The sequence below is a fragment of the Klebsiella sp. Q11 genome (assembly GCF_964241505.1).
Taxonomy (GTDB): domain Bacteria; phylum Pseudomonadota; class Gammaproteobacteria; order Enterobacterales; family Enterobacteriaceae; genus Klebsiella; species Klebsiella michiganensis.
The window spans coordinates 150691-162044 of sequence record NZ_CAXSXW010000001.1; the positions used below are offsets into that span (position 1 = coordinate 150691).

The 11354-nt window shown below is 48.4% G+C and carries 12 protein-coding genes; 5 read left to right on the forward strand and 7 right to left on the reverse strand.

The features are described 5' to 3' along the window. Positions 1-257 precede the first annotated feature (257 nt). A complete protein-coding gene (locus tag ACESQ2_RS00630; RefSeq protein WP_052455502.1) occupies positions 258-650 on the reverse strand; it encodes a KilA-N domain-containing protein in 393 nt (130 codons plus the stop codon). An 82-nt stretch (positions 651-732) separates the two neighbouring features. On the opposite strand from ACESQ2_RS00630, the gene ACESQ2_RS00635 reads away from it, so the two are divergent. From ACESQ2_RS00635 to ACESQ2_RS00650, 4 genes are all read left to right on the forward strand, one after another. Beyond that, the gene (locus ACESQ2_RS00635; RefSeq protein ID WP_032410641.1) at positions 733-981 is read left to right on the forward strand and encodes an AlpA family transcriptional regulator; all 249 of its coding nucleotides are present in this window, start codon (positions 733-735) and stop codon (positions 979-981) included. Between the two features lie 100 nt (positions 982-1081). Continuing rightward, the gene (locus tag ACESQ2_RS00640) at positions 1082-1345 is read left to right on the forward strand and encodes a hypothetical protein (protein WP_226323891.1); all 264 of its coding nucleotides are present in this window, start codon (positions 1082-1084) and stop codon (positions 1343-1345) included. A 168-nt stretch (positions 1346-1513) separates the two neighbouring features. Further along, on the forward strand, positions 1514-2083 hold the full coding sequence (locus tag ACESQ2_RS00645) for a Panacea domain-containing protein (RefSeq protein ID WP_040215292.1): 570 nt from the start codon (positions 1514-1516) through the stop codon (positions 2081-2083). After that, the gene (locus ACESQ2_RS00650) at positions 2080-2487 is read left to right on the forward strand and encodes a hypothetical protein (RefSeq protein ID WP_072040111.1); all 408 of its coding nucleotides are present in this window, start codon (positions 2080-2082) and stop codon (positions 2485-2487) included. Before ACESQ2_RS00645 ends, ACESQ2_RS00650 begins: the two co-directional genes overlap by 4 nt. A gap of 32 nt (positions 2488-2519) precedes the next feature. Here the strand turns inward: ACESQ2_RS00650 and ACESQ2_RS00655 are convergent, their stop codons facing one another. From ACESQ2_RS00655 to ACESQ2_RS00680, 6 genes are all read right to left on the reverse strand, one after another. Next, positions 2520-2903 carry a Rap1a/Tai family immunity protein gene (locus ACESQ2_RS00655; protein WP_040215289.1) on the reverse strand — a complete coding sequence of 128 codons (384 nt, stop codon included), beginning with the start codon at positions 2901-2903 and terminating at the stop codon, positions 2520-2522. A gap of 2 nt (positions 2904-2905) precedes the next feature. Beyond that, positions 2906-5473 carry a hypothetical protein gene (locus tag ACESQ2_RS00660; RefSeq protein WP_032436809.1) on the reverse strand — a complete coding sequence of 856 codons (2568 nt, stop codon included), beginning with the start codon at positions 5471-5473 and terminating at the stop codon, positions 2906-2908. Next, positions 5466-7193, reverse strand: a complete 1728-nt coding sequence (locus ACESQ2_RS00665) for a hypothetical protein (protein ID WP_032436810.1) — start codon at positions 7191-7193, stop codon at positions 5466-5468. Before ACESQ2_RS00665 ends, ACESQ2_RS00660 begins: the two co-directional genes overlap by 8 nt. Beyond that, entirely contained in the window at positions 7193-9889 is a 2697-nt protein-coding gene (locus ACESQ2_RS00670; protein WP_032436811.1) for a transglycosylase SLT domain-containing protein, read from the reverse strand. The genes ACESQ2_RS00665 and ACESQ2_RS00670 overlap by 1 nt, the downstream gene beginning before the upstream one ends. A gap of 40 nt (positions 9890-9929) precedes the next feature. Beyond that, positions 9930-10220: a hypothetical protein gene (locus ACESQ2_RS00675; protein ID WP_135716460.1), complete on the reverse strand. Its 291-nt coding sequence runs from the start codon at positions 10218-10220 to the stop codon at positions 9930-9932. 96 nt (positions 10221-10316) lie between these two features. Then, positions 10317-10481, reverse strand: coding sequence for a hypothetical protein (locus tag ACESQ2_RS00680; protein ID WP_009307973.1), 165 nt, complete (start codon positions 10479-10481; stop codon positions 10317-10319). Between the two features lie 198 nt (positions 10482-10679). Between ACESQ2_RS00680 and ACESQ2_RS00685 the strand changes: the two genes are divergently transcribed. Beyond that, positions 10680-11225 (forward strand): hypothetical protein, encoded by a 546-nt coding sequence (locus tag ACESQ2_RS00685; RefSeq protein ID WP_373170093.1) that lies wholly within the window; start codon positions 10680-10682, stop codon positions 11223-11225. Positions 11226-11354: the final 129 nt, after the last annotated feature.

Here is an 11354-nt window from a genome sequence, read left to right on the forward strand (position 1 = left end):
TATACATGCAAAATGTGTTGGTTCGGTTGGTTCAGTTGCCTCAAAACGTAAAGACCATTGTTTTATTTGATTATTTTTCAAAAAATTGAACCAACACCATCCGATTTTGAACCAACATTTAGCTGAGTGAACCAACATCAGCCGCGAAAATGACGTTGCGTACAGGCAGGTTTCGCGTTCTGGATAGAAGTAACAAGGCAGCTTTCTCCCCGTGCTATCTGAGTAGTGAGCGAAAAATTTCGCTGAGTGTATTTCACCTAATACCAACGGCGTTTTAGCATAGATATGCTTGTGCTCAATCTCGATGAGATCCATCCGGCGTATTCGATAGCCAGCAGTTCATGGGCGAACGTGCCGCCGTTCTTACCTTCCTTAGTAACTACCGAGATCTCGGTAGTTTGCCTTTCAAGCTCAGAAATCAGTTGCTTAGTTCCCTCGAGGGCCAGCCAGTAACTCGGACCTTTCTTTTTCTCTGCCCCACTCGCTTTGTGTAGCGCATTCAGGTTGAAGCGTCCGGCAGTAGCCTTTTCCCCCAATGAGGGGAAAGCATCATTGCTTACGAGCCCAGTTAAACATGACAGAAGAGACAAAGAGTTAGTGTTGAACAGTAAATGGATAATATCTGGACGATTGAATATACATCGGCACATAACCAGGAGTAATCCTCTGCATTTCTGATGCGCCACTTGCTAAAAACACCACCATTTTTAATACATATAGTTGAATTAATTAATGAAAAAAGCTTTTGGTAGGAAAGAGTTGTTGCTGGTGGTGCCGTTATCGATGAGTACTATCGACCGCCTTGAACACAAAGGTCAGTTCCCAAAACGCTTTTATATTACCGACGGACGCTGTGCCTGGGATGGAGATGAAGTCGAACAGTGGCTTGACGAAAGAAAGGCCGCAAACACCGGTAATTTTGGTGGGAAAAAGCCACCTGTTGACAAGAGAGTTTCTCGCCCGGTAAGTAAGGCAACGTGATACAGTTGGCACATTGCTTACGCAAATCCTCTGCACCGGGCGATACGTTCGCCAGGAGCTCTCGCCGGCGGATATAACGCAGAAGGTAGTAGCCAGCTTGATGCCAGCCACCCTTGAGACCATAAAGTCGGAAGAGAAGCAGACCTATCACTACCCTCTGAAGACGAACTACCGTGAGCACATCCATAGTCCTGAGGGAGTGAACGGTCCGGTTGAACACTCCATGCTGATGGATATGCTGAAAAAGATGGATGCCGACGGGCATAATGTTGCCGGCGCCGCTGCGGAGTTAACGACTATGTTCTGCTACATAGCTGGCGTCAGCAAGCGCTGCGAGAAATCGAGACGCACGCTCAGTACGTGATAGCTAAGGCCAAGGGTTACTGAGGTTGCTGGCGCAGGTATTCGCTTCTTAGTTTGGTTAGATGTTCTATGTATTCGCTTCTTTTTATATCTATTCACTTTGCTTAACTCATCAAATTTGAGTAAGCTAGCTACACGGTAAACATCTTGTTTACTCTGGAGGTTGAGTATGTATAGCGAAAGCAAAACTGCGCAAATGGCTGGCTATCTGCTGCTTAAACGTGGTGGACGCATGGCATACATCAAGCTCATGAAGTTGCTGTATCTTGCTGACAGGGAATACATGATCACTTACGGCGACTCCATGACTGGTGATCGTGCCGTATCCATGAATAATGGACCTGTTCTGTCAAGAACGTATGACCTGCTGAAATCAGGTAGCCCGGAGGAAGAATCTCCCTGGGATGACTGGATTGCCGGTGAGGCAGATTTTGAAGTGTCATTGAAGAAACGAGTTAACGGACTCGACGACGATGACGCATTCGATGAGCTCAGCAAGGCAAACAAACGCATTCTTGATAAAGTATTTGACGAATATGGTCAGTACAAACGATTTGAGCTTTGTGATCTGACACATCGAGTGTGCGCTGAATGGCAAAATCCGCATGGTTCATCAGTTCCCATCAGCCCTAAAGATATTCTTATGGCTGGGGGTAAAAGTGAATCAGAAGCTGATGAGCTAATTCGCCATATGCGTGAGAGAGATGCACTCAAACAGTTCAGCAGGCAACTTGCATGACGCAACAATATGCCCCTTACAGGAAAGGAACGGTCTTAGCGCCTGTTGGCGGCAGCGATCATTTACATATCATTTGTAATGATCCGGTTCACTACCCGATACATGGTTGCGACTGTGTTCTGGTAGTGAATATTTCTTCTGTTTATCCACCACCAGCTTACAGTGACCCTGCATGTATCCTTCATGCAGGGGAGCATCCCTTTGTCTTCCATGACAGTTTCGTTTATTACGAAGATGCTATCGTTTGGAAAGTACCGAATGTTATTTCGCGAGAGCAGAGTGGAGAACTTACTCCTCACGCCGATATGGAAGAAAACGTACTTCAGAGGGTCTTGAGCGGTTTTGAAGCATCCGATTTCACTAATCCGAAGATATTAAAATTCTATAGGGCACACTGCATTTAAGGCCACGAAAGCGACCTTTGTGACATGTCACGCTAGTTTTTACCATCCAGCTTTGGCGGCTCGTTACAACGAAACGATGCCTGCATAGCAGCTATGACCAAGCTCTCAGCTGAGTTAACTCGCTTGTCAGGGTTATCGTTTAAGTATTTATAAACAACATCAGCATATGTCTGTAACCGCCCATTAGGTTGGCAAAAAACCTGAGCCCCCTCATCACCATAGGCATCAACCATTGATGCTACATATCCCATGAATACGCCAGCTTGAAGCTGATTATCAGGAGTGCTGCGAACACCTTGCTCAGCTTTTTTATACTCCTGAGCATATCGGTACAGCTGTTGACCATCATAAAACTTTGCTTCTGCAGGAGCTAAAAATGAGCAGAAAATGGCGCAAGCTATATATTTAGAATTCATTATTATTTCCCTAACATGAATTGCGACGGCGGTAACATAAAGGTATTACCCTGATCTTTCTGTACACGCTGCTCATAGCGCTCAAGAGAACCAGGTGATAACCATTCCTGCATGCGGTTCAGAATAAGATAGTCCATTCCCTGACGCACACCAAGCAGATTGAGGAACGGTGTATGGTTGATACCGAAACGGAGAAAATCTCCGGCCTTTGCATCGCCATCTCGGGCCTGCAGGTACAGGTTCCGTAGCTGATCTACATCTCCGACGAATGGCCCGGACAGGCTGGATGCCATGCCCCCACCGAAACGGTTATATTCGCCGAAAAGGAAATCCCCCATCAAGCCGGCACCACCACCTTGTGCCATCGCTGCCATGACTGATTTATGATCCAGTGGTCGCGGTGTTTGCCCTTTTGCCATGAGTTTTGCCTGCATGGACAGATATCCAAAGGCAGTCATCCATACGAACAACTGAGCAAATCCCTGCCATTCCCCGTTACCTGCAAACATCGCTTTGGCCAGCGCCGGTAGCTTACTCTGCCCAAGGGCCGCCGGCGTGTAACCACGGCCGTACAACTCCCTTCCCAGGGTATTCTGCATAAACGACGCTGTGAAAGATTTGAACTGCATCATCATTCGTACGGCTTCACCAACCGGCGTGCCTGGTACAGTGCCAAATTTAATTAGCGCATTTGTTCTCGCCCCTGGCTCGGACATAGCAACCTGAATACGATCGAGATAGTAGCCCCGGAGTTTACCTGCAAGGGTTTCCCGCGCATTGGCGATCGCCGCCGAACTGGCCTTGATGTTCTGCGTTGCAAGATATTTTTCAATGTCGTGATCGGGGATAAACTGAACACCATTAGGGGTCATATGGCTGTTACCGTTCAGTTCGTCCATCTGCATATTACGGAATACCGACCACTCATGCTCACCGATACCACTTATTTCAAGTACGCGGCGGAGTTCGGGGTTCAGCTTTGAAAACTCACTGCCAGCATTACGCGCCATCCAGTTGGACATGATAAGTCCGGCGCCCGAACGCCCGTTTTCAGTCCACCAGTTAAGCAAGTTGTATTTGAAAAACTTCTGCTGAAGACGAGCTATTTTCCCGGGGACAGAAGTATCTCCCGAAAATTTGGAGATCACTTCATTGCGCACTGCATCAAAACCGATCCCCATATAACTGAGGATTTCTTTTTTCTCTTCGCTGCTGTAGCCCTGCAACTTAGCCACAAGGTTTTTACTCATCGCCTCATAGATATTCATGCCCTGATACCGCATTTCCATGGACATGTTGCCTATATCATTAAGAGATGAAAGCGTTGCGCTACCCAGCTTAGTCATCCCCTCAACTGCTCGAATGCTGGCACCCATTTTGGCCAGGGTTGCATTCCCTGGGATATTGGTAAGCCCCATGACCTCATCAAGCTGCTGTTTGAGCATACGGAACTGACCATTAAAATCAGCCACTGCCGCGGGGTTATTTGTCTTTTTAATACGCTGCAACTGATCATCAAAAAGACGCTGAAACATGTGCTCAGGGTTTGTTCCGAGTACCCGCATCAGACCGGTTGTTTTTGCTGCACTATCCAGAGAGGCAATGACAGACTCGCGAATATTCCCAGCACCGTACAGTTTGTTGTATTCAAACCAAGCATCACCACCGGGCTTAAAAATGAGTTCACGCTCCTGGCTGGCTCGTTTGGCTATATTGGATCCGCCACCTTTGAAGCCCTTCAGCCACTCTGAGGCGGGCTTGTAAGTCAGATGTGTTCCCGATGCCAAGTTGTTATAGACGTTTTGTAGGTACTCTTCGCGATTAGCTATGCCTTCAAAAGTGCCATCATCCAGCCGCGGCAGAATAAAATCACGCCATCCCTCGTATCCTGCGGCTCTGATTTTGTACATGTCGTGGCTCTGGCGAGTGATATATCCCGCCAGCTTACCTACCCATGCGCCGGCTCGATTTTTATCAAGACGCGTGACTTCATTCCACTTCATTATGACTTTGCCAAGTGCTATCGCCTCTTTAGGGAGACCATCGGTAGACTCCCTGCGCCCCATACGGTCAATAGCTCGGGCTATATCAAGATCGTACTCACCAGATGAAAAGGCTTTTTCGTAACCTGTTTTATCGATGTCGTGAAAGAAACCACCATTGTATTTACCGCTCAGTTGCTCCTGCTCCCTGGCTACTGATTCACGGGTTCCGGCCGCATATTCATTACGCCCGACCAGAATGGAAGACAGTGTGATATCAGGGCGATCTGCTTCGCCTTTGCCAAAACGAGTATTGTTGAGAAAGGCCGAGTGTTTTTTGTAAATACGCAGGTTGATCAGCTTCTGCTGAGTCTCAATGGCTTTTGCCAGCCTCTCGGATTTCATTAGCTCCTCAGCAGCCTGGAGCGCAGCCCCCTCATTTGAAATAGCAGCATTCTCAGCTTTGATCCGCGCTATCGTATCATCCATGTTGTTAAATAAACTCTGCATCTCTTCATCGGTCAGAGGGCGACCGGCGGCAGCATTTACTGCTTTTTCGCATGCGGTGAGAAAAATATTATCAGCCATTCAGTTTCCCTATACGGCACATAGCCGCAGCTTTGATTGCTTTTTCCATGGAGGTATCTGCTGCCTCATGTTCAACCTGTTTCATTAAAGCGGCGAACTCCGGATCATCAGAAGAAATAGCGTCGTTAATCTGGCGCGTATAATTCAGGTTTTCTTCTGCTTGTCTCAATGCGTCATCAGTAGTGCCTGACTCACCCGCTGACTTTATCTGGATATCAGCTGAAGCACTGGCCGCCACATCGTCTTGCGCTGCTGGGATGCGTCGAGGTAAAGACAGATCATCAATAGCCGTTATTTTTTTCTCCGGGTCTACCAGATTGAGGAACGGCTCGATGTTTACATCCTCCCCCCGGCGCATCTGGGCTACGGCTGATCGCATAGCCTGATTACGCACCATCCAGTCAGCCTCACCTAACTTCTGAGCTGCACTTTTGATACCTTGCGCAACCGGGGATTGTCGGAGTGACAAGCGGATCTCATCGGCTCGCCGGGAGACTTGCTTTGCAAGCGGTTCGGGAAGTTCCCCGCGAGAGATAGATGCCAGTTCCTGCGCCGCTCTGGCACCGTCCTGGTGCTCTCCAATACGAGAATTCAGTTGTTCGATCTCCGTCTGTAACCGCTGGCGCCGATCATTCAGTTGAGCCTGTGCCGCCGCACGTGCTTCCCTGAACTTCATCCTCTGCCCCTGATACTGTTTAGTAAGCTCGGGCAGCGATGCATCAAGAGAGCCAATATTTCTGGTCAGACTTTCCACCTGGCGCTGAAGTTCACCAACGCCTGTTATCTGCCGTGATGCCAACTCCTGAAGATTATCGGCATAAGAAGGGACAACATCGTTATAGGCCGTTTGCTGCGTATAGTTCTCGCGGTAATGATCGATGCTTCTAGCCAGGTCATCTGCCGGCGCTCTGGAGAGATATGTTGGCGAATCAGGAAATATGCCCGGTCGCATAATTAATGGTTCCGCCGCCGGTGATTCGATGGGGAGACCAATTTCCGGAGATGGCGACTTTTCGGTTGCTGCACCTGGTACCTCATTTACCCGGGAAGTGGACATATCACGGGCTCGAAGCGCATCAGCCACAATCCCACCACCAGCGTGAAGAATACCACCGCCAATTGTTCCAAATAGAAAGTTGGAGGCGTAGTCTCCCATAGTAAAATCATTACCCTGGGCTGCTTGTCCTTCTGCAACCAGCGGCATTGTTGCTGCTGTCTGTGCTGCACCATATGCACTTCCCTGTAGAAAACGTTGGCCAGCACGGCCAAGAAGTGTTGCGGCTCTGGCTTCACCAGCGAAAGGGATAAGCCCTATTAAAGCGTTACCAGGATCCGCCATGCTGCCCATCAGATTAGCCATATACTTCAGTGGAGTAGAGACGGTACCCGATGGAGCGCCTTGTAAAATCTGTTGCCTGTTGAGGTGAGCCTGATGGTCCTGAATAACAGCGTCAACATAAGGCTTTGTTAAACCCGCACTAGGAACATTGATAGATTCAATTTTATGTTCGCCGAATAAACGCCTGGCATCTTCCTGGCTATATCGCTCTGCACTGGGATCAATATTTAGCCGGGCAAGGCGTGATTCCTCACCCCATGATACGAATGGACCTTCGTTGAATCCTTCAGAAACAGACGCGCCAAGCGAGCGTAATAGCGGCTGCTCGCCCTCGACTGGCAAGGGGTTGTTGCTTAGCGGAGCACCGGTATAGAACGCCATTATTGGCCTCCTCGTGTATTAAGAGCATCGCGCAATACATTCCTCGAGGTGTCCGGCTCTTTTTGGGGCTGTAGGTTCATCCCATCCTGACCCTGGATCACCCTGAAGGCATCGGACATAGTGGCATTAACATTTGGTGTATAGAACTCAGAGGGTGGAGTAACCTTTCGTTTTTCGCCCATCCAGTTAAGAACGGCGCCGGTTGTACTCGGTTTTGCAATTCCAGACTTGCTGGCATCAGCAAAGCTCACATGGATAGGAGCGCCATGCTGATCCAGAATAGGAGTGCCGTTAACTGTTAGATAAACACCCTGCTCATTTTCGTCTGTCACCCATTCAGCGCTATTCTGTATCTGCGCAAGATTATTCGCGGCATTCTGCTCTGGCGTCATTGATGGAATATAAAACATACTCCGACTGCCAATATCATCTACCTTGAGGCTATTGACGATATTACTCAGACCGTCGGTAACATTATTCTCTTTCAGTCCCAGGCTGTTAGGCATTCGCCATGTCTCAGTGACCGTATAATGATCGCCGATCATTTTTTTATAGGCTTTTTCTGTTGCTGCCTGAGCATCTTCCCCCGATGCCATGTAGTAATAAGCCAGGCGCTTACCTTGCTCATTGATATCAGCAAGCGTTTCCGCTCCACCTTGTCGCTGTAGGCTAAATGTCGGCGATGCTGCGGAAATTAGAGAGTTCCAGGCCGCGTCTACACCTTTGGCTTGTTCTCCAGCGTTCTTCTTCAGCTCTTCAGTCTTCACATTGCGGATGGTAAACATCGTGTCAGCAGCGTTAGGGTCGTTTATCGCTGTAGCAACCCTTACTGCTGCTTTTGTTTTTGGCTGCAACTGCGCGACAACAGTGTCACCGTAACGGCCAAAGCCAGAGATAATCCCTTTCAGGTCAGAAAAGTTCATATCGCCGCTATCAACTTTTGCCGATATCCCGTCAACTATGCTCGCAGGTAATACACTTTTGCTTCGGATCCCAAGCCGGTCTTTTTCTGCCTGAATGCGTGAAGCCAGATATTCACCGGTAACCTGATTATTCTGGTACTCTTGGAAGGCTGATTGAACTACCGGGGAATGTTGTTGCAACCAGGCTCCGGGATCAGCCTCGCGTGCATCATGAACTTGCTGGAGTTTTGATACAGCAGAAGCATAAAGCTCACTCTTATATTTGGAGTTCGTCTCACCCTGCTGGGGTTGTATAGACTGAACGGCCGCAAGACCTTGCTGATAATTACCTTTCACAATGGTCTGGTAGACGGGCTGCAGGCTCATGGCCTGTTGATACTGCTGATAGATTTTCTCCAGTTGCATACGCTCAGCGGGCGACGCCTGCAAAGGCATTACCGCAGCCCATTTCTGCGGCGTGACTGGATTAACAGAACCTCCAGCTTCAAGCGTTACCATGTCATCAAGCATCTGACTCTGCAGCGCTACACGCCCGGCAGCCGCCTGCATATCATACATGCCTGCAACTTTACTCATCATGGCGGATTTGTTCTGTGGGCTCATCGCATTCCAGAAAGGCTGCTTGATGAGGCTTTCCATTGTGGCCGGACCCGGGATAGCCAGCGCACCTCCGGTTACTTTCGCCACATAGTTGCGGGTTTCCTCGTATGGAATTGCCGCGACGAACTGTTCATTGCTTACGGCGCCTGTACGCGGATCGCCAATTTTTTTTATCCAGCTATCGACCGCCCCGGGCCCGGCATTATAGGCAGCAACCGCAAGTACAGGATTGTTACCGTATTTCGTCATCTGCGCACCGAAGTACGCCTGGCCCAGCTTCGCGTTATAGCGCGGATCGTTAAGCCACTTGTCACGATCCCACGCCACACCAGCCAGACGTGCAGCTTCTGGCCCTGTGTCTTCCATAACCTGCGCTACGCCCACCGCGCCTTTCGGCGACACCAACGGCGATCCGTCTTTACCATACTGATTACCACCGCTCTCCTGCCAGATCATTGCGGAAAATAGCTGCGATTCACTGGGCGTATCAGTGACCTCAACTTTCCCGTTTGGCCCAAGTAGCTGCTGATACATTGGCGTATACCAGGCTTCGCTCGCTCGGTTCGCTGCCTGCTCACGCCACTGCGCCCAATTTGCTTCTATCTCTTCTGGGCTTTGTCCATGAGCTTGCCCATAAGCAATTATGGAGTGGTAGGCATTCATCGCAGATTGATTAAATTCCTGCGGGTTCAAAGCCTGCTGCTGCTGGAGGCGTAAGTACCCATCTTGCTGGCCAGCTTCATATTGTCGATGCTGTCCAACCTCGTATCGGGTTGCCTGGCTTTTCAGCGAAAGTAACTGAACCTGAGCCTGGCGCATAAAATTATCGCGCACTTCTCCCTCTGGTAGGGTAGAGGCAATGTCCTGCACTTTCTGAGTCGCATTAGAAATAACTAAATCAGATTGTCCAAGTGCATCCTTGCCCTGTTTTGTTATAAGTCCAGTCCGCGGATTGTTAATTTGATCATCATTAAATTGGCTTACCTGAAGTAACCCATTCTGGGTATTGGCTAAATCAGCCTTGCGCTTTGCATCAGCCATCATATTGATCGACATATCAGCAGCCTGCTGGATTCCCTGCACCAGTGGATTCTCCGGCACGCGGAGATTATTGGTCATTACCGGCGCGGCCTGCGTCTGGCTCTGGCGTTGATACTGCGGAACGGTTGGCATGCTTTTCTCCCGAGAATGTTATGCGAGTGGTCTTCAGGGATTAGTGGTATTTATCCCCATTGGGTGCTAGTGCTGATTTCTCATCGGCTTTATCTTGGGCGTTACAATGCAGATCAGACGATTGAGGAGAGGAAAGAAAGGTGGCTGGTTTTATTGCGGCCGAGAGAAAGTCTAAAACCCCTAACGGAAAACCGGGTAATGCAAACTCAGCCACAGAGACAGCCAACTGATATCGTTGAATCAAATTAGTTAGCGCAATCTGCTCAGTTAACGGCGCCTTATCGATGATTTTCAGGATTTCCTGAAGCAACTCTTCATCAGTGATATTCATTTTCACAATTACCTTTATTAACCCCAAAACATTAACTATCTGCATGAATAATAAACAGATGGTTGATTTACCCTCGCATTGAAGTTATTTGGACTTTTACCCCAGATGCTGTAACGCTTTATCCACCAGCCCCCTAGCGATTTCATGGATAGTTGGCGCAACACCAATACCTGATTGCTGGCGCTGCTGTTCCTGAATTTTTCGGATTGCCTGAATCTGTGCCTCGCTGAGCAAGACAGGTTTGACGGACTGTTTTGACATGACCACCTCCTGATATTTATACAGTTATTTTAATTTCACTTAATGAAATGATCATTGTTTATATTGCAATTAATGAAAGAATAAATTCGATCGTTATCAGAAAGGAAATTGATTGTTTTATAGACTTTTGAGGAGTACTTAACGAAGATTGCGTAATGACTTGTCGCCGCTGAGTCTCAACTTAACAAGGAAGACCTGATGCCCTTACCCGAACGTTTTAAGCCAGCCAAGATAAATCGCCAGAAACTTAAAGAACTAACGGACGCAGCCGAAGAAATGCTGTCGCAAATTGATAGTGGTGCTGACGAAGATGATGAAGAGCTAAAAGCGATGATTGATGACTGGAACAGGCAGGTAGTTAATCCGTATGAATTCTCTGATTTCCGTGACTTTTCCTCATGGACCGACGCAAAGAACTTTACCCGGATGGCATTTAATCAGGAGAAATACGTTGCGGATTTAACCTGGGATAAACTCGTTCAGATAATTAGTTTCGTGTGCAATGCTGAAGGCAAGGAATCGGAACAAAGCTACGCGCTGGGATTGCTGGAGATAAACTTTGATGCCAATCCGTCCGATCTCATCTACTGGCCTAATGAATGGTTCCAGAATGAAGACATGCTCCATGTAGATTTGACGCCTGAAGAAATAGCCGGATACCTGATGGCAAGATCTGGCCGGCTTCTAAGCGATGCGCCACAAATCGACCTGAGATACCCGCTACCTCCCAGCGCAGCAAGTTAACGCTAAGAGATATCAACCCTGATGTGCCTATACATAGCCAGAACACGTCAAACCTGCCTATAGATAGGCAGAACACACCATTCCTGCCATACATAGCCAGAACACACCGTTTCTGCCTATAAATAAAAT